Source organism: Thalassospira sp. MCCC 1A02898 (genome assembly GCF_001618185.1).
Classification (GTDB): Bacteria; Pseudomonadota; Alphaproteobacteria; order Rhodospirillales; family Thalassospiraceae; genus Thalassospira; species Thalassospira tepidiphila.
This window is the reverse complement of record NZ_LPXK01000014.1, coordinates 66,149-88,497: the sequence shown is the minus strand read 5'-3', so window position 1 is coordinate 88,497 and position 22,349 is coordinate 66,149. Positions and strand designations below refer to the sequence as shown.

The following is a 22,349-nucleotide window of genomic DNA, read 5'->3' as shown; positions in this document are numbered from 1 at the left end:
CATAGCTAGTAGCCGTTGCCAAAACATCAATATTGCGCAGTTCATCATTCGCGCATGGCAGCCTAGACATAACGCAACAGGGTATTTTGTGCGCGCGCCAGAACCCAGGCAACAATCGGGAACAAGGCAGCCGTCAACACATAGCTGATCATAGTGGCCTTGAAGGGCAATAATGCACCGATCAGGGCCGAACTCAGCAGCCACTGAACCAAAAGTGCCGGAATGGCCACCAATGCAAAGCCCCACCACATCACACTGAACGGCTTGTTGTGGAAAAAGCGCCCCTGACTTGCCGATCCGGTCTGCACCAGTACGAGCACAAGCGAACTGACGCCAAGCGGCAAGCCCATCAACAAATCCTGCAACAGGCCGAGCAGGAAGGCCGTGACCGCAGTTAGCAGGTCAGGGCGGTTAACCGACCAGTAAAACACAGCCATCAGTGCCAGTGCCGGTGAGGCCGTCGATAACAACGGCACGCTAAGCGGCAGAAGATTAATCAGCAACAGAGCGAAAACACTGAAGGCAGGAAAAAGGCCGCGGGCAATAATGTCCAGTCGATGCCAGACGCCGGGTTTCACTGGGCTTCCCCTGCCGCGTTGGTGGAGGGGGATGTGCCGTCATTGCCGGTCGGGCCTGCGGGAACAATGCCGACGCCATCAGGAAGGTCCGGCGATACTTCTGTGATGTTCGCATCGTTGGACGGTTGGCTTTGGCGAATACGGTCCTCGCTCAGGATGCCCTGAAGGCCGTAATCAGCAACCCGCAGATATTCCAGTTGATGGCGGCGGAACATCGGCGCAACGCGAACAGCATTTTCGGAAACCGATGAGACAACCCCGATTGGAATGCCCGGCGGGAACGCACCGCCATGGCCCGATGTCAAAATACGGTCACCCGGTGCCACGGCCGCATCCGCGGTCAGGAAGGTCAGAAGCGGGCGGTTGGTGTTGTCACCGGAAAGAAATGCACGGTCACGCGAGTTTTCCACAACAACCGGCACACGCGAGTTGATATCGGTGATCAAAAGAACACGGGATGCTTGATACCCTGCTTCGGCAACGCGGCCAATCAGGCCTTCGTCCGAAATCACGGCTTGCCCTTTGGCAACGCCGTCGCGCGATCCGGCGGAGATCATCACACTGTGGGCATAGGCACCGCCCATATCGGCAATCACGCGGGATGTCACCAGATGCAGGGCGGGCGGGGAGGTGTAGCTTGCCAGATCACGAAGACGTGCATTCTCATGCGAAAGATTACGTGCGGCTTGCTGCCAGGCCAGCAGTTGCTGGTTTTCGCGGCGCAGGCGCTCGTTTTCTTCGTAAAGATGGGCAAGGTTGTAAATCTTGTCGGTCAGCTCGTTGATGCTGGCCGCAGGGCGGGAAATGACGTTCATCACCGGCGATACCAGATCAGCCGACGCGGCGCGGATCCGCTCGATCAGAACAGTATCGGCCTTGCCCAGAAGCATCAGGCCAAAAGCCGATAAAATCAGCAGTATGAAAGCGAAGCGGTGAAGGGCCGTGCGTAACGGCGAAAAGATACGCTGCTGCGGACCACCATGCTGTGCCAATGTATTCCCCGCGAATTCCCAAAAGGTTGTTCTTCATCCCGTGCGGGATATTCAACCATAACGAAATCACCGAGTCGCGTCCAGTAAGGATACGACCCGGTGATGATATTCAAGGCCGCTTTTTTATCAGTATGCTGTGTGCAGGACGTTACGCAGCATCTTTTTTTCTTCCAGCGCGCGACCGGTACCCAGTGCAACGCAGGAAAGCGGATCATCTGCAATCGAAACCGGAAGACCGGTTGCATGACGCAGAACGTAATCAAGGTTGCCAAGCATCGCGCCGCCACCGGTCAGGACAATACCCTTGTCCACGATGTCAGCAGCAAGTTCCGGCGGGGTCTGTTCGAGGGCGACTTTCACCGCCTCGATGATTGCCGAAACAGGCTCTGCAAGGCTTTCTGCGATCTGACGTTCAGAAATCAGAAGTTCCTTCGGAACGCCGTTCATCAGGTCACGACCGCGGATTTCTACAGTTGCGCCATCACCGTCATCCGGTGCACAGGCAGAACCGATTTCCTTCTTGATGCGTTCGGCGGTGCTTTCGCCGACCAGAAGGTTATGAGTGCGACGGATGTAAGCAATGATCGCTTCATCCATTTTGTCACCACCGACACGTACCGAACGCGCATAGACGATACCGCCCAGCGAGAGAACGGCAACCTCGGTGGTACCACCGCCGATATCGACAACCATGGAGCCGGTCGGTTCCGTCACCGGAAGGCCGGCGCCAATGGCAGCTGCCATCGGCTCGTCAATCAGCCAGACTTTACGCGCGCCAGCACTTTCTGCACTTTCCTGAATGGCGCGGCGCTCAACTGCGGTCGAACCCGACGGTACGCAGATGATGACTTCCGGGCTGGCAAAGTTGCGACGGTTATGGACCTTGCGGATAAAGTGCTTGATCATTTCCTCGGCGATGTGGAATTCCGCAATAACGCCGTCACGCAACGGGCGGATCGCCTGAATATACCCCGGGGTACGACCGAGCATCTGTTTGGCTTCTTCACCAACTGCAAGGACCTGTTTCTTGCCTTTTTCGTCGGTAATGGCCACCACGGATGGTTCGTTCAGAACGATGCCTCGTCCCTTAACGTAAACCAGTGTGTTCGCGGTGCCCAGATCCACCGCCATGTCGGAGGATAAAACCCCAAGAAGCTTGGAAAACATTCCTGCCCTATGCCCCGGTTAAAAGTAAAATCTCAAAAGCGAATGTACCGGCTTTGATAGCGTAAGGAATAAGCCGATGCACGAATAATCTGCTCAGGGGATTGAGGAATAATTAAGGCGCGTAATTTTCCTGAAATAAGGCATCAAAAACATGATCAGTAATATGGTCTTGGCGGAGAAATTCAATTTCGTCCTATATTTTCCGAGATGCCCATTGCAGAAAGGAAATCTGTCACCAGTGAGACTACAAGCGGACTGTTTTCTATTTGTAACGTTTTGCGAGTCGTTTGTTTTTCAATCATTTCGCTGCTTTCAACGACTTCAAACCGAACGAGTTCGCGCCCGTCGTAAAGGTCGCGATCCATACGCCATTCACACCATGCCGGCGGGTTAAACGGATCATTTTTGACAGCCACGAGCAGGCTGGGCACAAAGTTGTCCATTTCCGACATACATTGCGGTCTTAGCCCGACAAGCGCCTTAAATCGGTGTTGGTAGTGCTTGGCATGGCCATCCCTATATATCGCCAGCTGAGCTGCGCCGGCACCATAGCCGTAACCGAAGACGGCAATGTTTGCTGGCGCAATGGATTTTACCCCGGCAAGGTAATGAAGCGCGCTGATGGCATCGAACGCCCAATAGGACAGACCGTGTTTTGGCGTTTGAAGTTCCCCGCCACCACAGTAATCCTGCGTCGGATGGGCGTTAGGTGGTGAGATCAAAAGCACCGCGTATCCGCTTTGTCGCAGGATATTGATCCACGTTTCGGGAAAATGGTTGTCACAGTCGGGCAGGGCGACGACGGCAGGGTAAGGTGGCTTTGCGGTTCCATTGCCCGCAGCCGGTTCGAAATAAACTGCTGGAATACCCGCTTGCAGGCTTTCATCAACGCTAGGGATGGCTTTCCCGGCGGCGATCAGGCGTTGCCTCAAACCGCTTTTGGGGTAGGGCAATGACGGCACGGTGACAGGCTGACCCGACTGCATTGTCGGCGTTTGTGCGAACGCGTTTGTGGAAGTTGTCACCGTGCCAACAGACAGGGCCGCAGCAATCGTGACGATTAGAGCATATGGAAACGCACGCAGAGCTTTGCTTGGCAGGGCCATCGGCAACTCCATTCACGGGTGCCAAATTCTATCACAGCTATGGCTGTGCTACCATTCACACATAAGAAAAGGGCGGCACAGGTGCCGCCCTTTGGATGTAAACCGGTAAGCTTTGCTTAGGATGCCATCGCATCCGGTGCGGTTTTCTTGCTTTTTTCGATCAGCTTGTTCACTGCCGTGACATAGGCAAGGCAGGATGCAACCACGGTATCGGTATCTGATGCGTTGCCGACAACCGTGCGATCTTCGCCGTCGAGTTTGACTGTGACCGTGCCCTGGGCGTCGGTGCCCTCGGTTACGGCATGCACCTGATAGAGTTTCAGGCGCCAGTCATGCGGATAGATTTCCTTGATCGCGTTAAAGGTCGCATCAATCGGTCCATCCCCGGTGGTTTTGGCCGTGCGGGTTTCACCGTCGACGGTCAGTTCCAGTTCCGCAGTCTGCGGGCCTTTGGAGCCACAAGTAACGGTCAGGCCAACGAACTTGATATGTTCGTTGTCGCGCATGCCGTCATCGACCAGAGCGACGATGTCGTCGTCATAGACTTCTTTTTTCTTGTCGGCCAAGTCCTTGAAGCGTGCAAACGCATCTTCAATCGCGTTGTCACCCAAATCGGTAAAGCCCAGTTCCTTGAGCTTTTCCTTGAACGCGTGACGACCAGAGTGCTTGCCCATGACCAGGCTTGATTTGTTCAAGCCAATCGATTCCGGCTTCATGATTTCATAGGTTTCGGAATTCTTCAGGAAGCCGTCCTGATGGATGCCGCTTTCATGGGCAAACGCATTGGCGCCAACGATTGCCTTGTTTGGCTGTACGACAAAGCCGGAAACAGCGGAAACCAGACGCGATGCGTTCATGATCTTGGTGGTATCAATGCCGGTCGTGAACGGGAAGGCGTCGTTACGGGTGTTGATCGCCATCACGATTTCTTCGAGGGCGGCGTTACCGGCACGTTCGCCCAAACCGTTGATCGTGCATTCGATCTGACGCGCACCCGCATTGACTGCCGAGATCGAGTTGGCAACCGCCATACCCAAATCGTTGTGGCAGTGAACCGAGAGGATCGCCTTGTCGATGTTCGGCACGCGGTTAAACAGCATGGTCATCAGTTCGGCATATTCAGTCGGCGTGGTGTAGCCAACCGTATCGGGGATGTTGATGGTGGTCGCACCGGCATCAATGGCCGCTTCGACGCAACGGCACAGGAAGTCATGTTCGGTGCGTGAACCGTCTTCTGCCGACCATTCAACATCGTCGGTGAATTTGCGCGCCAGTGTCACACTTTCAATCACCTTTTCCAGAACGCGTTCCGGTTCCATCTGCAATTTGTATTTCATATGCAGGGGGCTGGTGGAGATGAAGGTGTGGATACGTTTGTTTTCAGCCGGTTCCAATGCCTCTGCCGCGCGTTCGATGTCGCCCTTGGCGGCACGTGCCAGAGAACAGATGGTCGGTCCTTTGACCTGCTTGGCGATTTCATGGACGGACTGGAAGTCGCCGTTCGATGCGATGGCAAAGCCTGCTTCGATGACATCAACCTTCAGTTCCGCCAGTGCGTGCGCCACGCGCAGCTTTTCATCAAGCGTCATTGATGCACCAGGGGACTGTTCCCCGTCACGCAGGGTGGTGTCAAAAATGATGACGCGATTGTCGTTTGCACTAGCCATTATCTTGTTTCCTGATCAAACGGGTCTTTGCCCGGTATGTAAATTCTGTCTGGAAGGAGTGCGGGCCGTCTGGCGCGACTTTTTCCCCTGAGCTGCGGTAAATGGATCGACAAGCTATTCGTGTGATCCGGACCGGCATGATTCGCTCAGGGGCGAGTAAGTCGTAGAGCGCCTAGCTCTGCTAGACCAAGGAGACCGGAAATTAGGTTGAGGGCAGACAGCGCAAGCGCGCGCGAAGCGGTGGCTTCGGCACGGTCGGCATATGCATCAATGTTGCAAATGTCTGCGGTCATCGGTCTTCATCAATTGGCTTTGAATGCCAGCTGTTGCTGGCGACGTCCCCAATTTCGTCGGCGGGCCCCTTCAGGTCAAGTAATTTTTGTACCTTTTGGTCTGTTTTTTGAGTGGAATTTAGCGGGGCCAGCTTTGGCTTGTGCGTTTCTGTTACGATATTCGGGCCATTGTGCTGTTTTGGCAGCGTGCTACACGGCAACCGAAATGTCATTTCGGCCATACCAAAAAGATACTGGTCGGAATTTGACTAATCGGGTAGTGATTTCGTCCCTGATGACGTCACGCCCCCAATGGTGACGGTCAGGGCGGAACGCCATCCAAGCCACAGGAACCATTATGCTGAGTTTGTCGTTGATCGGGGCCTTTATCCCCACGGCCTTCTTTGTCTCCATTACGCCGGGTATGTGCATGACACTTGCGCTGACCCTTGGCATGACAATCGGTCTGAAACGCACACTCTGGATGATGGTGGGTGAACTGATCGGTGTGGGCATTGTTGTGGTTGCCTCGGCACTAGGCGTGGCGGCGATCATGTTGCAGTATCCGGCCGTGTTCGCGGTGTTTAAGTATATCGGCGGGGCCTATCTGGCGTGGCTTGGCATTCAGTTGTGGCGTTCGCGCGGGCGCATGGCAATTTCCGGCGAAGTCGAAGGTGCCAAGACAGCAACAGCCGCCGGGCTGGCAGCACAGGGCTTTGTGACCGCGATTGCCAACCCCAAGGGCTGGGCCTTTATGATTTCCCTGCTTCCGCCATTTATCAGTTTGCAGCATCCCATCGCGCCACAGCTTTCGGTGCTGGTTGCGATCATTCTGGTGACCGAGCTGATCTGCATGACGATGTATGCCACCGGTGGGCGGTCGTTGCGTCGCTTCCTTGAAAAAAGCGGTAACGTGCGCATCCTCAACCGTGTCGCCGGAACATTGATGATCGGCGTGGGCGTCTGGTTGGCAAGTAGCTGATCTGGTGGCCGTTCGCGGCGTTTGGTCGTGCTTTGGGCATTATTTCAACGCGTTGCCTGAATTTGATGTTTGTTTTGTTGTTTCATCATAACAATATGTAATCAAACAACTGTTTTGAGGATTTCCGACCATGCGCGAGATACGCTGTATCGTTTTCGAGGACGGCGAACTGATCAAGGCAATTCTGGCCCATGGTCGACGCACCGGCAAAGCGCTTCCGCCCGGTCAGATCAGCAGCTTTGAGGTGGAACGCAAACCGGAAGTCATCGCGCGTATGACGGTTACTTCTGATGAAGGTCAAAAGCTGATTGTTCCAACCGCAGGCGCAGAACTTGCGGCTGCGATGATTGCCTATTGCATTGATCGTAAGGTGCCTGTGCCGGCAAATGCATCCAAGTCGATTGCAGTTCTGGATGACCATGTGGCGCTTAAAATCACCATGACCGGTGAAAAGGCCCGCTAAGTCAGGTCGACAAGGCAGCTTAGAAACACAAAAGGCGCGCTTGAACAGCGCGCCTTTTTTCTATTCCCTAACACGGCGGGCAGGGCTACCACTGCATCATCTTGCCTTTGAGCTTGCCCATGCGTTCGTCTTCGTTCTTGAAGCTGTGTTGTTCGGAAACACCGTCTTGCACCTTGGTCATCAGCAGCCATTGCTTGACCTTCATGAAGCGCGGGGCTAGGAACTGGTAGGTCTGTTTGACCAGATTGACAGCCTTGGGACCGCGCTCCAGTTCAAGTTCTTCCCACTGTTCGATCAGCGGTTCCCACGCGCGCAGACGTTTATAAAGGTCATCACGCTGGCTTCGGATATATTGGCGCTGCGACGTGAAGTTACGCAGAACTGACATGATTTCGCCGGTATTGGCATCCAGTTCGTCAAACGTCGTTTCGAATTTCTTTTTGGCGTCGTCAAGCAGTCGGATGGCCTGGGTAACGGTTTCCAGAACACCTTTTTCATGTGCATAGATGCGGCGAAGGTCCTGCAACTTGCGGTCCACCATCAGGATCTTGCGATACTTCACGCGGAGCGTCTCGATATAGGACAACTCATCAGCGACCTGATGCACAAGATTGACGACTTCTTCGCGGTTTTCTTTGCCAAACCCAAGCTTTTCGGCAACTTCGTCAAAAGCCTGGTTGATCTTCTTTTTGGTGTTCGGATCCTCGGCGATCTGCATCAGTTGGTCCGGGTCGGTGATGAGTTCTTCACTCCCCGACATCCAGGTTACCAACTGCATGGTAATACGGTTATAGGCAATCGCCTTGTGATCTTCGTCAACAGCCCATGATGCTTCACCGGTCAGAACTTCAAGCGGCAGGTTGTCGCCCGGGCGCAGGACATTGACAAAGTTAAGCGACTTGTCGATCAGGCTGATCAGATCGCCATCCTTGGATTCCGGATCAATATCGAATTCACGGCAAATCGCCTTAAGCGGCAAAGACACAACCGATCCTTCTGCCATTTTCAGGACAAAAAGAGCTTCGTCTGAGATATCAGACTTCTGAAAGTGGCATTCTTCGAACGTTTTGAAAATCTTGTGTTCTAGCTCGATTTTACGTTCGCTATTGGGTGTCTTCATCTGCTTCTCCGCCCTGCAAAGCCGGTGCAACACATTACTATGTTGTACATCGCAGGTCCGATTGTTAGGTCATCGGTTCTGCTCTTTTGGCCTATTCGGACATGTGTGTTAGCTCGGTGTCTTGGTTGGATCTTGGTTCTATCGTCGAAATCTCTTTTTCAGAGATGCATTTATTGATGCCCTGATTTGGTGTTTTCCATTTGGGCCCTGTCTATTGCATCACGCAGGTGTTTCTACCTTCCTGCTTTGCCATATAAAGAGCTTTGTCCGCCCGGTCCACAAACTCCAATATATTCTCTCCAAGATTATAAGCCGTCAAGCCAATTGAAACGGTTAACTTGCCGAAATCCTTGCCGGTTTTTTTGTTTATAATATGTTGGTTTGACACGTTTTGTCTCAGCTTGTTGGCGAGTTTTGCCGCGTTCTCCAGCTCGGTATCAGGCAGGATGATCGCAAACTCTTCGCCACCATAACGGGCAACGGTGTCTGCACCCTTTGTCGAACTGACCAGCACCCGCGCCACAGCCTTCAGGACCCCGTCACCGGCACGGTGCCCGAAATTATCGTTGAACTCCTTGAAGTGATCGATATCGATCATCAAAAGCGATAATGGCGCGCCGGACTCCATCGTTGTCGTCACCGCGTCGCGCAGCGACGTGTCAAAATTCTTGCGGTTGGCAATCCCGGTCAACGTGTCGGTCAGGGCATCCCGGCGGACAAGCTCAAGCTCGGTACGGACCCTGAGAACCTCCTTGTGATATTCCTCAAGGCTGCCGTTAAAGGAGCTGTATGTATCACGCGCCTTGCTGGATCTTTCCGACAAGCCACGGCTGACAGACCGTGCGTCCTCCAATGTGATGTCCGAGGCCTGCAACTGCTGTGATGCGACCTCGATATCGCCACAGAAAGTATCCGTCTCCCGCATGACCGACGTTACCGCCATTTCGACACGTTCGACAGCAGACTGCAGCCCCTCGACCCCTTGCTTCAGATGCTGTTGCATCGCGTGGGTGCCGAGGTACTTGTGGTAAATCCGGAAAACAGTCTCTTCATCAAGATCCTGCGTATTGCGGATCAAGACCTTGATCAACTGACTGAGTTCGGGCACCTCGTCTGTCAGGTAGCTGTAGAAAACATGGTAAACCTGTGGCGTCGGCTGCAAGTTGAGCTCGTTGACGAGCGCCATAACGTTATGCGCAATGTCGCGTGGGTTTGCGATCTTGGTTGTCGCTGTCACTTCCTGTTATCCGATCCGAATATCATATCCATTCAGTCAAGCGTGTCCCAACTTAGACCCTGCATCGCTACTAACCGATGCTCTAGGGTGCTCGTGCACATTTGGGTGCAAGATATACTTTTTATATTAGGCTTGCTCTATCATCGTCTAAAGCAAGGGGCTTTGTCACGCACTTCTACCCCTCAGACAATGACAAATTCAGACATCCCGAATGAATGGCTTTCTAATTGTCAGGTGACAACGGCGTCTTGCGCTTGACGCCCGAAAAGTCGATACTGGCATATACGACGCCGGATCGTAGAATGATCACTCTGCCTGCCATGAAAATCTGCTGATTTTATCCATTTTCAGGCTGTCTGGCCTTCTGCCCCAATTTGGCGCAAGAACTTCATTTCATCCTTCCTGACAGTGAGCGGGGCAGTCTTTCTATTACCACTATCTGGTATTCAGATCGGGCGACCTTATATGCCTATTAGTCGAATGTTGCCCGGGAACGGCTTGCGCCTGACGGCATCTGTAATAACCACTAGGGCAGGGCGTTTAATTGATCCTTGTTACCAGCAGAATAGCGATGCGAGCAGCCCTGTTTGTCGGGCTTTTTGTTGTCTGTTGTCTTGGTTTTTTTGGTGCGAACGCGGCTGACGCGGTGCGCGTTGCCAGCAATATCGTGTTTGACACCAAATGGAGCCAATATGCTCTTCCCGGTCAGCGGCGGTTCATTACCCTGCTTGGCGCGCAACAGCGTCCGGTTGCCTTTGATGTTTTTCCCTATAACCGTTTTCGCGATGCGCTTGATGCGGGGCTGACCGACTGTATTCTTGCATCCCACCCGGCACGTTTTGAGGACACCATTGCCTCAAAAAGCAAGGTTCGCTTCGAACTTCGCGTGTTCCAGCGTATCGGTGCCGATATCCGCACCCTGCCGCAGGTCGATATCGGAATTCTTGCCAATCTGCCAAGGCCGAGTCTGTCGCTGCGTGGTGAGATCGTCTGGCATGATCTCGGAAGTCTCGAGCAGGCTGTCGAGCTGCTTGCGGCCGGGCGACTGACCGGGATCATCGGTGACAGCACCAATATCCGCATGTTTGGCCGAACCGATATCATCGAGGCCGAGCTACCCCCTGTGATCACTGTCGACATCTCGCTGATCTGCCGCGATACAGAACCCTTACGGGAATTCGTTTCGGCATTTGATTCATCTATGGGTGTGTCTGGTTCCGGGCAGGTGCCGCATGGTGACCTGCGTCACATGGTCGATTACGCGTGGTAGCGAAAAAAGAACTTCATGCATGAATCCATTGCACTAAGCCGAAAATTGGGTAATTATTGAAACGATGCAGTGCATCTTTCAAGTGTGTGGTCGCTCTCTGGTTGATGGTGGTTGCGCTTTTGGTCGGTGTATGCAGGGACTGTTTTCATGCATTCCTGACTTTGGGGATGCGCATACTAAACTAAGGACGACTACGGATATGGCTACCGGAACGGTTAAGTGGTTCAATGCGACCAAGGGTTATGGCTTCATCACCCCGGACGAGGGCGGCAAAGATGCATTCGTGCACATCACCGCTGTTCAGCGTGCTGGTCTGCAGGGACTTGATGAAGGGCAGAAAATTCAGTTTGAGCTGATTGAAGGTCGCAACGGCCGCATGTCGGCAGAAGAACTCGCCATTCTCTAAATTTCTATCTGGCTTGCAGCTTTCTTTGCTGACAACCGTTAACGCGCCGGCCTTCCGGCGCGTTATGCGTTTTTGGGGACCGCTTGGTGGTGTTGCCTGAACGCGTGACTTTTATAAAACCAGCAAACTTTCCGGGCATTCATGATCCTTGACCTTCCTGCCGCACCTGTTGGCGGTGACGCAACCACACAGTCGGAATGGCGCCACGCGGTCAGGCGGGTTTTGCTTGGCTGGCGCGCCGGACTTGATGCGCAAACCCACCAAAAACTTTCCGATGAAATCCGTGGTCATTTCACGACCTTCCTAAAGGATCGTCCCGCCGCAACAATTGGTTTTTATTGGCCGATCCAGAACGAAATTGATCTGCGTCCGGTGATCACTGCGCATGTCAAATCTGGCGGGAACGCTGCCCTTCCAGTGGTTCCAGGCAAGGATCAGGCGATGATCTTTCATGACTGGACGCCCGACACCGAAATGGTGCCGGGCTTTGCGCGGATCCCCGAGCCGGCCAATAGCAAGGAAGTCGCTGTAAATGTGCTACTGGCCCCGTTGGTCGGGTTCGACCTAGCAGGGTATCGTCTGGGATATGGCGGTGGTTTCTTTGACCGGACATTGGCGACGCTTACGCGAAAGCCGTTGGTGGTTGGGGTCGGATTTGAAGCCACCCGGCTTGATGACATTCTTCCGCATCAATATGATGTGCCTGTCGATGTGCTGATCACCGAACACGGGACGCGCTATATTGACGGGCAGGCCACAGCTGATGCGGACAAGCCCGATCAAACATCACCGCCTTGCCATTTAAGTGACTAGGCAGCGTTGCGGCGATTGATGGTTCAGTCGCGATCGTAAAGGTGTTTGACAGGAAATTCCGGTAGCCACTTTTCACGCCGGATCGTCCAGAGCTCATAGGTCGGGATGAACTGATCCGGGGCATCCATCGCGCCCAGATGAAGTTCGATCTCGTCATCGCTGCATGAAAACACCGACGATCCGCAATCAGGACAGAAATGCCGCCCTTGATAACTTTGGGTCTTTCCAGTGATCTTGACCGCCGTTTCCGGGAAAATGGCCGAGGCATGAAACAACGCCCCGTGATGCTTGCGGCAATCCATACAGTGACACAGCCCGACCCGAAGCGGTTCATTTCCTGTCTCAAAGCGGATTTTACCGCACAGGCAGCCACCAGAAACCTTCTTCATGCGATGTCTCCGTCCAAAATAGATGCCATCAATGATCAGGCACTTTAAATCGAACGTGTTCGCGCTGCAATTCAGCCGCATTGCGGTTGGTCGACAAGTGTCGTGGGAAGGGTGGGCAAAGTGGCTGGGGAACCTGGATTCGAACCAGGACTGACGGAGTCAGAGTCCGTAGGTCTACCGTTAACCTATTCCCCAACAGAACTTTGCGTACGTCATTTATAGCCCGGAACGTACAAATTGCAGGACGAAGAATGCGCTGCGATGTCCGGAAAGGTTGGCTGGGGAACCTGGATTCGAACCAGGACTGACGGAGTCAGAGTCCGTAGGTCTACCGTTAACCTATTCCCCAACAAAACTTGGTCCACCGTGCGCGACGTGCGGCGCGGTGTGGGCCGCTATGTATAAAACCCGCCCGGTTTTGGCAACCCCTTTTTTGTTTCCATCTCGTCAACCATGCGATTACCGCATACGGGATTTGCCTTGCCGGGGATTGTCGTTACACTCATATAGTTGATTCGCGAGATCGTCACATAAATATCATGATGATCCGCAATATAGAAATTATGCGCGTAACAGAAGGCAGGTTTTCGAACGGTGAAGCACCAATCCCCCCATAGCAACTCGCACAGGGGCAGCAGCCCGGCAGGCGGCGCTGCAATGGGCGGGCATGCCGTGCTTGATGGCCCCGATAAACCGGGCATGCCGCAACCGGGAACCGCCGTTCAAGTCCCCGACGGTGGCGCGAAATCATCGCGCATCGTCGATTGCATTACAGCCCCGCTTTATGCCGCCATTGATTTGGGCAGTTCAAACTGTCGGCTCTTGGTCGCGCGCCCGTGCAATGATGGCTTTAAGGTGATTGATGCCTTTTCGCGTGTCGTGCGCCTTGGCGAAGGTGTGCGTGAAAAGGGCTATCTGTGCGAAGCGGCGATGGATCGGGCGATTGATGCGCTTCGGGTCTGTGCCAAAAAACTGCGCCGCCATCCGGGGGCAAAGCTTCGTGCCGTTGCAACCGAGGCCTGCCGCACTGCCAACAACCGAGATGAATTCGTTCGTCGCGTTTTCGATGAAACCGGTATCTCGCTTGATATCATCAATCCGGATGAAGAAAGCCGTCTGGCGCTTCAGGCCTGCTCGGCCCTTCTGGATGAACGTCCCTATGCGGTGGTGTTTGATATCGGTGGTGGCAGTACAGAGATCTGCTGGATCAAGGTCGACAAGACCGGCAAGACCCAGTGCATTGAAACCCTGTCCATGCCATGCGGTGTTCTGTGCCTGACCGAACGTTATGCCACGGTCGAGGAACGCCGCGAACGGTTTGAAGCCATGCGTACCGAAATCCGCCAGCGTCTTGAAGAATTTGCCAAGCGTAATTGCTGCTCGGACATGCTCGATGATGACAAGGTCCAGATGGTTGGCACCTCGGGGACCGTCACCACATTCTGTGGCATTGCCCTTGGTCTTGAACGGTATGAACGTCACAAGGTCGATGGGTCTGATCTGCGGTTTGATGATGCCGAACGCGTGACCGAGCTTTTGCTGCGCATGGGATCGGACAAACGCAAGGGCCATCCGTGCATTGGCAATCAGCGCGCCGAACTGATGGATGCCGGGGCGGCGATTTTTGCCGCGATTCGTGATATCTGGCCTTTGGCGACGCTGAAGGTCGCCGACCGCGGACTTCGCGAAGGCATTCTGGTCGATTTGATGCGCGCAGATGGCCACGCTATTGACCCATGCGACGCACGCCGTCATACAGTGTCGCATATTCCGGCTTCTTCCTGATCGGTTGACATCCATGTCCCGGCAGGTCTGGCCAAAACAGAATTCAGTTCAGGATAAATCATGAGCGACAATCGCAGCGGAAAAGGCGGGCAGCGCCGCCGCAAGGGTTCGGCCATTGCAGCCATCGACACCGGCGCACGCCGTGGCCTGCGTACGCGTGTAAAAAGTGCCAAGGGGCGCAAGATTTCCTCGACCCGCTGGCTTGATCGCCAACTCAATGACCCGTATGTGCAAGAAGCCAAACGTCTTGGCTATCGTTCGCGTGCGGCCTTCAAGCTGATCGAAATCAACAACCAGTTTGATCTGCTGCAACCGGGCATGCGCATTGTTGACCTTGGTGCGGCCCCCGGCGGCTGGACGCAGGTGGCGGTGGATATGGTCGGCTCCAAACATGGCAAGGGCCAGGTTGTCGGCCTTGATATCCTTGAATGGGAAGGCATTTCGGGTGCGACCTGTTTGCAGGCCGATTTCCTTGATCCCAAGGCGCCGGACATGATCAAGCACGAATTGCAGGGCGCGGTTGATGCTGTGATTTCCGATATGTCACCGGAAACCACCGGTCACCGTCAGACCGACCACATTCGTATTATTGATCTGGTCGAACATGCGTTGCTGTTTGCCGAGGAAGTTCTGGCACCGGGCGGCATTTTCATTGCCAAGGTGTTCAAGGGCGGTACCGAGAACGAGCTTCTTGACCGTGTCAAAAAGAACTTCCGGGTGACCAAGCACGCCAAACCGCCAGCATCGCGCCCCGAAAGTCCAGAGGCCTACCTGATCGCAACCGGCTTCCGCGGCCAGAACAACGCCGAGGACGACATCAGGAATGCCGAAATCCGCGAAGACGACAACTGGTCGCCGATCGAATAGGCATCAATAAATTATTCCAATATCCACAATGGGATAGACTGGAATAGTTATAATTCTTCAGGCATTGTTGCGTTACATCAAACCCTGATCGCGCCCAAGGCGTTAATGATCAAGGTGGCAAGAAGTTAATCTTGCATTCCGGGTGGAACGGGCCATGTGGGGTGGCCATTGCTTGTGGGGTTTATCTGATGAAACAGGACAATCTTAGCCTGACAGGGGTGGAACGTCATTTTGACGAGCATGAGATCATCGTCTCAAAGACCGATCTCAAGGGCAGGATTACATATGCCAATGACACGTTCCTGCGTGTCGCTGGGTATCGTGAACGCGATATCCTTGGTCAGCCACACAGCATCATCCGCCATCCCGATATGCCAAGGTCGGTCTTTGCCCTGCTGTGGCAAACCATTGAGGCCGGGCGCGAGATTTTCGCCTATGTGATCAATCGCAGTGCCAATGGCGACCATTACTGGGTCTTGGCAAACGTCACACCAAGCTTCGGTCCGGATGGCAAGATCATCGGATATCATTCCAACCGCCGTGTACCGCGTCGTGATGCGGTCGAAAAGGTCATCCCGCTTTACAAGGCGCTGTGTGAAGAAGAGGCGAAGGAAGCCAACCGCAAGGAAGGCATGGCGCGCGGGATCAAGATGGTCACCGACCTGCTGAATGACGCTGGCATGGATTACGACCAGTTTGTCTTTAGCCTTTAGGCCCGCGTTTCCAAGGCTTGCATTTGCGGAAATGAAAAAGGGGCTCGCCTGACGGCAGCCCCATCGACCAGTTTCTAACGGAATGCGCAAAATAAAGCATCAATAAAATCACAGGGCTGTTATGGGCGCACAAAACTTGGCATTTGGGGCATAACGTGTATAAATTCCGCGCCAACTCAGATTAACGAGGTGGCCAGATGACCCGCATTGCCGAAGCCCTGACGTTTGACGACGTATTGATCAAACCCGCAGCATCAGAAGTGCTGCCTGCTCAGGTGCAGACCAACACCCGCATTACCAAGAATATTGAACTCAGAATCCCGCTGCTTTCCTCGGCAATGGATACCGTTACCGAAAGTGCGATGGCGATTGTCATGGCACAGCATGGCGGCATGGGGGTCATTCACAAGAACCTCGATATCGCACAGCAGGCCGAAGAAGTTCGCCGCGTGAAAAAGTTCGAATCGGGTATGGTCGTCAACCCGATTACCATTCATCCCGATCAAACGCTTGCCGATGCGCTCGACCTGATGGATGCCAACCACATTTCCGGCATCCCGGTTGTTGAACCTGGTTCGAACAAGCTGGTCGGCATTCTGACCAACCGCGATGTCCGTTTTGCTTCCAACCGCGCACAGCCGGTTTCCGAACTGATGACCCACGAAGGTCTGGTCACGGTCACCGAGAATGTCGACACCACCGAAGCCAAGAAACTTCTGCACCAGCACCGCATCGAAAAGCTGCTTGTGGTTGATGAAGCCTATCGTTGCACCGGCCTGATCACGGTCAAGGACATCGAAAAAGCAAAACTCCACCCGAACGCCTGCAAGGATGAAAGCGGTCGCCTGCGCGTTGCCGCAGCAACCGGTGTCGGCGAGGCCGGCTTTGAACGCGCCGCAGCCCTGATCGAGGCTGGCGTGGATGTTCTGGTCATTGATACCGCACACGGCCATTCGGCCGGCGTGATCAAGGCGGTTGAGCAGATCAAGGCCCAGGTTGGCGATACCCAGATCATCGCCGGTAACGTCGCCACTGCAGACGCCGTAAAGGCGCTGGCAGAGGCCGGTGCAGATGCGGTCAAGGTCGGTATCGGCCCGGGCTCGATCTGTACGACCCGTATCGTTGCCGGTGTTGGCGTGCCGCAGCTGACCGCTGTTTTGGAATGTGGTGAGATGGCGCACAAGCTTGGTGTGCCGATCATCGCCGATGGCGGCATCAAGTTTTCGGGCGACATTGCCAAGGCGATGGCGGCCGGTGCCAGCACCTGCATGGTTGGATCGCTTCTGGCCGGTACCGACGAAGCCCCGGGTGAAGTCATCCTGTATCAGGGCCGTTCTTATAAATCCTATCGTGGTATGGGTTCGGTCGGTGCGATGGCACGCGGCTCGGCAGACCGTTATTTCCAGCAGGATGTTCAAGACAACCTTAAACTGGTTCCCGAAGGCATCGAAGGCCGCGTTCCTTACAAAGGCCCGGCTGGTCAGATCATCCATCAGCTGGTTGGCGGTCTTAAGGCATCCATGGGCTATACCGGTTCGGCAACGCTTGCGGACTTCCGCGAACGTGCAGAATTTGTTCGCATCACCAATGCGGGCCTGCGTGAAAGCCATGCGCACGACGTGACCATCACCCGCGAAGCACCGAACTATCGTCCAGGCGGCTGATGGACTTGCGCCTGCTGATTGGCTGACCAGCCTTGCGTTTGACGCTGTTGGCGAATGGTCTTTGCCATGATATGAGGCGCATTCAAATTTCGATGACGGCAGGCCTTCCTGCCGTCATCAGCTTTTTTATCGTAGAGTGATTGTTTGCTTCCCATATGCGAAGCAGTCTTTCACCCGCAAACAGGTTGGATTTTACGCTTTGAAACCCGGTGCCCGCATAGCAGCCGTTATCGAACTTTACGATGGCTGGACCCATAACCGAGATGACGCCGACCGCGTTGTGTCAGGCTATTTCGGATCACGCCGGTATATCGGCGGCGGGGATCGTCGTGAAATCAGCGAACGTTTCTATAACCTGATCCGTCATCAAGCGCGTCTGGGCTGGTGGCTGGCGGAATGCGATTATCAGTTCCAGGACGGTCGTGCGCGCATGATCGCCGATCTGGTGTTGCATGACGGTTTAACAACCAGCGACATCGAAGACCGTTTCTGCGGCGAACAATTCTGCCCCGATATTTTGCGTCCCAATGAAAAGCATCTGATCAACAAGCTTTCGGGCAAAACACTTGATCATGATGCGCAGCCCGGTGCGGTAAAGGCCGAATTGCCGAAATGGCTTTATACCGAACTGATGAAGCTGCATCACGAAAACCTTGCCGCCGAAATGGCGGCGTATAACCAGCCAGCCAAACTTGATCTGCGCGTGAACCGCCTGCGCGGGACTGTCGAAGACGCAATCAAGTCGCTCAAGGCTGATGGTATCAAGGATATCGAACGCACGCCGTATGCACCCAATGGCCTTCGTTTGCCGCTTGGTTTGAACATGCTGGTCACGGCGGCCTATAAAGACGGCCTGATTGAAATCCAGGACGAAGCATCGCAGATTTGCGTGCATCTGGTCGATGCCAAGCCGGGCATGACGATTTTGGATATGTGTGCGGGCGGTGGCGGCAAGACGCTTGGCCTTGCAGCAGACATGCGCGGCAAGGGCCGTATTCTTGCCTGTGACACCCATGGCGGTCGTTTGGACAATGCGCGTAAACGTGCACGTCGTGCCGGGGCAGGGGATTGCATTCAACAACGCATCATCGCCGATGAACGTGACAGCTGGCTGCGTAACAAGTCGGGCTTCTTTGATCGGGTGTTGCTCGATGTGCCGTGCTCGGGCCTTGGGACGCTGCGTCGTAACCCGGCTCTGCGCTGGCGGATTGGGCAGCGTGATCTGCGCGGCCTGATGGCTGAACAAAGCAAAATCCTTAAGGCCGGTGCCGCCAAGGTCACCAAGGGCGGTCGTCTGATTTATGCGACCTGTTCGATCATGCCCGAGGAAAACGAACGTCTGATCGAAACCTTCATGCGCGATCGCAAGGATTTCAAGCCGGTGCCGGTTAATGAAATCTGGCCGGATGCGCCAAAATCAGTGCCTGTACCGGGCGGCAAGGACAAGCCGTGGCTGCGTTTGTCGCCGAACGTGCATGGAACGGACGGTTTCTTTGTTGCGGTGTTCGAACGCACTGCAAAAGGCAAGGTAAAGTAATGACACTGGCGGTAATGGCATATGGAAACCAGTCCCAGCCTCACACCGCCCTTGTTCTGCCTGCAAATCAAAAGGCCCTGCGAGTGATGCTCGCAGGGCCAATTTTGTTTAACCGTCAACGCGTTTACGCGTTACTCGGTGGTCTGTACCGGCTCGTCAAAGATGGTGCCGGTGCCAGTTGCGCTACCGTCGCTTCCTTTGGCCGCGTCGCCGTTCTCAAGGTTTTTCATGCCCGGAACGATTTCTTCGGCGCTATCAGGGATCAGGTCTTTGCCGTTTTGCGCCGGTGCGGTTTCCTCGGTGCCAATAAGCGGCATGCTGGTGCCACCGTCTTTCTGGGTCATGGCGATTGCGGTTGCCGTGCCGGCAATCAGAATAAGGCCAGCAATGGCCATGGCAATTTTGCTACCGGTGGAAGTGCTCATGATGATGTGTCCCTTGCGTTGATCAATCGTTTGATGCTCGTGCTTGGACGCGGTGTTTCCCGCGTTCCGTTAGCTCAGATACTGCGCGCCCATTGCGCGGAAAAAAGGGACCAATTGTGGGGTTTTCGGGGTGCTCTGCGCGCAAATCCGCCGCAATTGCACCGCGACACCCGTAACAACAAGACAAGTTTTTTGAATGCATCGTTGGGGGACCATCTGCGCCGGGTTGCCCATCACGATGGTTTGGCGTATGTACGGCGCAACCCAATCTTCGACGGAGATACGGCCCGATGACTGATCGCGTGCTGATTATTGATTTCGGATCCCAGGTCACCCAGCTGATTGCACGTCGCGTGCGCGAAAGCGGTGTCTATAGCGAGATCCATCCTTTTAACAACATCTCGGACGCGTTCCTGGATGAATATGCCCCCAAGGCCGTGATCCTTTCGGGTGGCCCGGCGTCTGTCCATTGGGACAAGGCCCCCTCGGCACCGGCAAAGGTGTTTGAGCTCGGCGTGCCGGTTCTGGGCATTTGCTATGGTCAGCAGACCATGGTCAATCAGCTGGGCGGCAAGGTCGCGACTTCTGACCATCGTGAATTCGGTCGCGCCTTTGTCGATGTGATCGAGGATTGCGATCTTTTCAAAGGTGTCTGGGCCGAGGGTGCCCGCGAACAGGTCTGGATGAGCCACGGCGACCGCGTCGATGCGCTGCCCGATGGTTTCCGCGTTGTTGGTAAATCCGAAGGCGCACCGTTTGCCGCCATCGCCAATGACGACAAGAAATTCTATGCCGTGCAGTTCCACCCGGAAGTGGTCCACACCCCGCATGGTGCGCAGCTTCTCAAGAACTTCACCCATGGTGTTGCCGGATGTTCTGGCGACTGGACCATGAATGCCTATAAAGACGATGCGATCGACAAGATCCGCAAACAGGTCGGCGATGGCAAGGTCATCTGTGGTCTTTCGGGTGGTGTTGACAGTTCCGTCACCGCGGTTCTGATCCACGAAGCGATTGGCGATCAGCTGACCTGCGTGTTTGTGGATCATGGCTTCATGCGTTCAGGCGAGGCCGATCAGGTCGTCACCCTGTTCCGTGACCATTATAACATTCCGCTTGTGCATGTTGATGCGTCTGACACCTTCATCGGTGCCATCGAAGGCGAAACCGACCCGGAAGTAAAACGCAAAACCATTGGCCGTCTGTTCATCGAAGTGTTTGAAGAAGAAGCCAAGAAAATCGGTGGTGCAGACTTTCTGGCACAGGGAACGCTTTATCCCGATGTGATTGAAAGTGTGTCCTTTACCGGTGGTCCGTCGGTCACCATCAAGTCACACCACAACGTTGGTGGCCTTCCGGAACGCATGAACATGAAGCTGGTTGAGCCGCTTCGTGAACTGTTCAAGGACGAAGTCCGTGATCTGGGCCGTGAACTCGGCCTGCCTGACAGCTTCGTTGGCCGTCACCCGTTCCCTGGACCGGGTCTTGCCATCCGCATCCCGGGTCAGCCGATCACGCGTGAAAAGCTTGATGTGCTCCGCAAGGCTGATGCGATCTATCTCGAAGAAATCCGCAATGCCGGTTTGTATGATGCCATTTGGCAGGCATTCGCTGTTCTGCTGCCGGTCCGCACCGTTGGCGTCATGGGTGATGGTCGTACCTACGATTACGCGTGCGCCTTGCGTGCGGTAACCTCAACCGACGGCATGACCGCCGACTTCTTCCCGTTCCCGCCGGAACTGCTTGGCCGCATTGCCAACCGCATCATCAACGAAGTTAACGGCATCAACCGTGTGACCTATGACTTCACCTCGAAGCCACCGGGAACGATTGAGTGGGAATAAGTTTTCCGATACCGGAAACAACAAACGGCGCGTCCAATGGGCGCGCCGTTTTGCTTTTGAGTTAGTTCGAACCCGGTCCCTCCGACCCGCAGTCGCCTGTGGAGTTGCACGCATTTGACAAGGCCTGCTGCACGCTGCGCTGCCAGTTAAATGTCAGACAGGACGACAGTGCCAATATGGCGGTCAATGCGATGATCAGGCGAAGCGGGCGCATGGGATCATTGCCTTTACTCTCTGCGAAGGGCGGGTAGGCCAACGCCGGTGGTTTCGAACCCGCCATCGGCGGCAACGATTTGGCCGGTGACAAAGCTTGCCTTGTCCGAGCAGAGGAAGTGTATCACTTCGGCAATTTCATTTTCGTTGCCATAGCGGCCCAGCGGCATGGCGTCGAGATAGGCTGAGATGATTTCAGGCGAATGCACGGCCATCGCCAGTTTGGTTTTGACCGGGCCCGGGCAGACGCAATTGGCGCGGATGCCATATTCCCCCAGTTCCGCGGCCTGTTGTTTGGTCATGTGAATGACCGCGGCCTTTGACGTCCCATAGGCCACACGGAGTGTCGATGCCCGAAGGCCCGAGATCGAGCCGATATTCACAATCGCGCCTTTGGTTTCCTTGAGTGCTGGTATCGTCGCCTGGGATACAAGGAACACGCCATCAAGGTTGGTTTCCATGATCCGGCGCCAGGTGGCGAAGCTGGTTTCCTCGACCGGCAGGAAGTCGGCAACACCGGCATTGTTGACAACAGCATCTAACCGACCAAAGGCCGAAAGCACGGCATCGACCATCTGGTCAACCTGTGCGGGGTCTGAGACATCATACTCAAAGGCCGATGCCGCATCCGAAACGGTTTTTGACGCAGTGCTTAGTTCCGGGCCGTCGCGATCAATCATGGCGACTTTCCAGCCCTGATCGATAAACAGTTTGGCTGTGGCAAGTCCGATCCCGCGTGCGGCCCCGGTGACCAGTGCGACTTTCTGCGTCATGTAAAACGTCCTTATCCTGAAGCATTCCCTATTGCCACTGCTTTGTGCACGGCATTATTGGCGTTC

21 protein-coding genes and 2 tRNA genes are annotated in these 22,349 nt (G+C 54.7%); 11 read left to right on the top strand and 12 right to left on the bottom strand.

Going from position 1 to position 22,349, the window contains the following annotated elements:
* Positions 1-62 precede the first annotated feature (62 nt).
* The 5 genes from mreD to AUQ41_RS19830 form a co-directional block, all read right to left on the bottom strand.
* Positions 63-578: a rod shape-determining protein MreD gene (mreD, locus tag AUQ41_RS19850; RefSeq protein ID WP_008892086.1), complete on the bottom strand. Its 516-nt coding sequence runs from the start codon at positions 576-578 to the stop codon at positions 63-65.
* The gene (gene mreC / locus AUQ41_RS19845) at positions 575-1,570 is read right to left on the bottom strand and encodes a rod shape-determining protein MreC (protein ID WP_008892087.1); all 996 of its coding nucleotides are present in this window, start codon (positions 1,568-1,570) and stop codon (positions 575-577) included. The genes mreD and mreC overlap by 4 nt, the downstream gene beginning before the upstream one ends.
* 126 nt (positions 1,571-1,696) lie before the next feature.
* A complete protein-coding gene (locus AUQ41_RS19840) occupies positions 1,697-2,737 on the bottom strand; it encodes a rod shape-determining protein (RefSeq protein ID WP_008892088.1) in 1,041 nt (346 codons plus the stop codon).
* Between the two features lie 182 nt (positions 2,738-2,919).
* A complete protein-coding gene (locus AUQ41_RS19835; protein ID WP_063090279.1) occupies positions 2,920-3,843 on the bottom strand; it encodes a S9 family peptidase in 924 nt (307 codons plus the stop codon).
* Positions 3,844-3,959: 116 nt separating this feature from the next.
* Positions 3,960-5,510, bottom strand: coding sequence for a 2-isopropylmalate synthase (locus AUQ41_RS19830; protein ID WP_008892090.1), 1,551 nt, complete (start codon positions 5,508-5,510; stop codon positions 3,960-3,962).
* Positions 5,511-6,140: 630 nt separating this feature from the next.
* Here AUQ41_RS19830 and AUQ41_RS19820 point away from each other — a divergent pair.
* Together AUQ41_RS19820 and AUQ41_RS19815 are read left to right on the top strand one after the other, a co-directional pair.
* Positions 6,141-6,764, top strand: a complete 624-nt coding sequence (locus AUQ41_RS19820) for a LysE family translocator (protein ID WP_008892092.1) — start codon at positions 6,141-6,143, stop codon at positions 6,762-6,764.
* Between the two features lie 130 nt (positions 6,765-6,894).
* Positions 6,895-7,227: a hypothetical protein gene (locus AUQ41_RS19815; protein WP_008892093.1), complete on the top strand. Its 333-nt coding sequence runs from the start codon at positions 6,895-6,897 to the stop codon at positions 7,225-7,227.
* Positions 7,228-7,312: 85 nt separating this feature from the next.
* Here the strand turns inward: AUQ41_RS19815 and AUQ41_RS19810 are convergent, their stop codons facing one another.
* Both AUQ41_RS19810 and AUQ41_RS19805 read right to left on the bottom strand, forming a co-directional pair.
* On the bottom strand, positions 7,313-8,347 hold the full coding sequence (locus tag AUQ41_RS19810) for a hypothetical protein (protein WP_063090275.1): 1,035 nt from the start codon (positions 8,345-8,347) through the stop codon (positions 7,313-7,315).
* A 211-nt stretch (positions 8,348-8,558) separates the two neighbouring features.
* Complete coding sequence (locus AUQ41_RS19805; protein ID WP_232308480.1) at positions 8,559-9,533, bottom strand: GGDEF domain-containing protein; 975 nt, start codon at positions 9,531-9,533, stop codon at positions 8,559-8,561.
* 622 nt (positions 9,534-10,155) lie between these two features.
* Between AUQ41_RS19805 and AUQ41_RS19800 the strand changes: the two genes are divergently transcribed.
* The 3 genes from AUQ41_RS19800 to AUQ41_RS19790 all read left to right on the top strand — a co-directional run bounded on the left by AUQ41_RS19800 (position 10,156) and on the right by AUQ41_RS19790 (position 12,073).
* On the top strand, positions 10,156-10,854 hold the full coding sequence (locus AUQ41_RS19800) for a hypothetical protein (protein ID WP_063090272.1): 699 nt from the start codon (positions 10,156-10,158) through the stop codon (positions 10,852-10,854).
* 199 nt (positions 10,855-11,053) lie between these two features.
* Positions 11,054-11,260 carry a cold-shock protein gene (locus AUQ41_RS19795; RefSeq protein ID WP_008892097.1) on the top strand — a complete coding sequence of 69 codons (207 nt, stop codon included), beginning with the start codon at positions 11,054-11,056 and terminating at the stop codon, positions 11,258-11,260.
* 141 nt (positions 11,261-11,401) lie between these two features.
* Positions 11,402-12,073, top strand: coding sequence for a 5-formyltetrahydrofolate cyclo-ligase (locus tag AUQ41_RS19790; protein WP_063090270.1), 672 nt, complete (start codon positions 11,402-11,404; stop codon positions 12,071-12,073).
* Between the two features lie 23 nt (positions 12,074-12,096).
* Here the strand turns inward: AUQ41_RS19790 and AUQ41_RS19785 are convergent, their stop codons facing one another.
* The 3 genes from AUQ41_RS19785 to AUQ41_RS19775 all read right to left on the bottom strand — a co-directional run bounded on the left by AUQ41_RS19785 (position 12,097) and on the right by AUQ41_RS19775 (position 12,811).
* On the bottom strand, positions 12,097-12,462 hold the full coding sequence (locus tag AUQ41_RS19785; RefSeq protein ID WP_063090268.1) for a GFA family protein: 366 nt from the start codon (positions 12,460-12,462) through the stop codon (positions 12,097-12,099).
* Positions 12,463-12,583: 121 nt separating this feature from the next.
* Positions 12,584-12,657 (bottom strand) — tRNA-Gln (locus AUQ41_RS19780).
* Between the two features lie 80 nt (positions 12,658-12,737).
* A tRNA-Gln gene (locus AUQ41_RS19775) sits at positions 12,738-12,811 on the bottom strand.
* 245 nt (positions 12,812-13,056) lie between these two features.
* Here AUQ41_RS19775 and AUQ41_RS19770 point away from each other — a divergent pair.
* The 5 genes from AUQ41_RS19770 (at position 13,057) to AUQ41_RS19750 (ending at position 19,028) form a co-directional block, all read left to right on the top strand.
* On the top strand, positions 13,057-14,247 hold the full coding sequence (locus AUQ41_RS19770; protein WP_232308479.1) for a Ppx/GppA phosphatase family protein: 1,191 nt from the start codon (positions 13,057-13,059) through the stop codon (positions 14,245-14,247).
* A gap of 60 nt (positions 14,248-14,307) precedes the next feature.
* Positions 14,308-15,114, top strand: coding sequence for an RlmE family RNA methyltransferase (locus tag AUQ41_RS19765; protein ID WP_082923611.1), 807 nt, complete (start codon positions 14,308-14,310; stop codon positions 15,112-15,114).
* 188 nt (positions 15,115-15,302) lie between these two features.
* The gene (locus AUQ41_RS19760; protein ID WP_040824713.1) at positions 15,303-15,827 is read left to right on the top strand and encodes a PAS domain-containing protein; all 525 of its coding nucleotides are present in this window, start codon (positions 15,303-15,305) and stop codon (positions 15,825-15,827) included.
* A gap of 197 nt (positions 15,828-16,024) precedes the next feature.
* Complete coding sequence (guaB, locus tag AUQ41_RS19755) at positions 16,025-17,491, top strand: IMP dehydrogenase (protein WP_063090266.1); 1,467 nt, start codon at positions 16,025-16,027, stop codon at positions 17,489-17,491.
* A gap of 199 nt (positions 17,492-17,690) precedes the next feature.
* Positions 17,691-19,028: an RsmB/NOP family class I SAM-dependent RNA methyltransferase gene (locus AUQ41_RS19750; protein ID WP_008892167.1), complete on the top strand. Its 1,338-nt coding sequence runs from the start codon at positions 17,691-17,693 to the stop codon at positions 19,026-19,028.
* Between the two features lie 131 nt (positions 19,029-19,159).
* On the opposite strand, the gene AUQ41_RS19745 is transcribed toward AUQ41_RS19750, so the two are convergent.
* A complete protein-coding gene (locus AUQ41_RS19745) occupies positions 19,160-19,453 on the bottom strand; it encodes a hypothetical protein (protein ID WP_063090264.1) in 294 nt (97 codons plus the stop codon).
* Positions 19,454-19,743: 290 nt separating this feature from the next.
* Here AUQ41_RS19745 and guaA point away from each other — a divergent pair, with 290 nt between their 5' ends.
* Positions 19,744-21,297, top strand: coding sequence for a glutamine-hydrolyzing GMP synthase (gene guaA / locus AUQ41_RS19740; RefSeq protein ID WP_063090262.1), 1,554 nt, complete (start codon positions 19,744-19,746; stop codon positions 21,295-21,297).
* A 227-nt stretch (positions 21,298-21,524) separates the two neighbouring features.
* Here the strand turns inward: guaA and AUQ41_RS19735 are convergent, their stop codons facing one another.
* Positions 21,525-22,283 carry an SDR family NAD(P)-dependent oxidoreductase gene (locus AUQ41_RS19735; RefSeq protein WP_063090260.1) on the bottom strand — a complete coding sequence of 253 codons (759 nt, stop codon included), beginning with the start codon at positions 22,281-22,283 and terminating at the stop codon, positions 21,525-21,527.
* Positions 22,284-22,349 lie beyond the last annotated feature (66 nt).

Excerpts from the sequence above, each read along its gene's own strand:
- AUQ41_RS19735 (WP_063090260.1), bottom strand. The coding sequence starts at position 22,283 with ATGACGCAGAAAGTCGCACTGGTCACCGGGGCCGCACGCGGGATCGGA.
- AUQ41_RS19760 (WP_040824713.1), top strand. The coding sequence starts at position 15,303 with ATGAAACAGGACAATCTTAGCCTGACAGGGGTGGAACGTCATTTTGAC.
- AUQ41_RS19790 (WP_063090270.1), top strand. The coding sequence starts at position 11,402 with ATGATCCTTGACCTTCCTGCCGCACCTGTTGGCGGTGACGCAACCACA.
- AUQ41_RS19810 (WP_063090275.1), bottom strand. The coding sequence starts at position 8,347 with ATGAAGACACCCAATAGCGAACGTAAAATCGAGCTAGAACACAAGATT.
- AUQ41_RS19800 (WP_063090272.1), top strand. The coding sequence starts at position 10,156 with ATGCGAGCAGCCCTGTTTGTCGGGCTTTTTGTTGTCTGTTGTCTTGGT.
- guaB (WP_063090266.1), top strand. The coding sequence starts at position 16,025 with ATGACCCGCATTGCCGAAGCCCTGACGTTTGACGACGTATTGATCAAA.
- AUQ41_RS19820 (WP_008892092.1), top strand. The coding sequence starts at position 6,141 with ATGCTGAGTTTGTCGTTGATCGGGGCCTTTATCCCCACGGCCTTCTTT.
- AUQ41_RS19805 (WP_232308480.1), bottom strand. The coding sequence starts at position 9,533 with ATGGCGCTCGTCAACGAGCTCAACTTGCAGCCGACGCCACAGGTTTAC.
- AUQ41_RS19745 (WP_063090264.1), bottom strand. The coding sequence starts at position 19,453 with ATGAGCACTTCCACCGGTAGCAAAATTGCCATGGCCATTGCTGGCCTT.
- guaA (WP_063090262.1), top strand. The coding sequence starts at position 19,744 with ATGACTGATCGCGTGCTGATTATTGATTTCGGATCCCAGGTCACCCAG.
- AUQ41_RS19785 (WP_063090268.1), bottom strand. The coding sequence starts at position 12,462 with ATGAAGAAGGTTTCTGGTGGCTGCCTGTGCGGTAAAATCCGCTTTGAG.
- AUQ41_RS19815 (WP_008892093.1), top strand. The coding sequence starts at position 6,895 with ATGCGCGAGATACGCTGTATCGTTTTCGAGGACGGCGAACTGATCAAG.
- AUQ41_RS19795 (WP_008892097.1), top strand. The coding sequence starts at position 11,054 with ATGGCTACCGGAACGGTTAAGTGGTTCAATGCGACCAAGGGTTATGGC.
- AUQ41_RS19835 (WP_063090279.1), bottom strand. The coding sequence starts at position 3,843 with ATGGCCCTGCCAAGCAAAGCTCTGCGTGCGTTTCCATATGCTCTAATC.
- AUQ41_RS19830 (WP_008892090.1), bottom strand. The coding sequence starts at position 5,510 with ATGGCTAGTGCAAACGACAATCGCGTCATCATTTTTGACACCACCCTG.
- AUQ41_RS19840 (WP_008892088.1), bottom strand. The coding sequence starts at position 2,737 with ATGTTTTCCAAGCTTCTTGGGGTTTTATCCTCCGACATGGCGGTGGAT.
- AUQ41_RS19765 (WP_082923611.1), top strand. The coding sequence starts at position 14,308 with ATGAGCGACAATCGCAGCGGAAAAGGCGGGCAGCGCCGCCGCAAGGGT.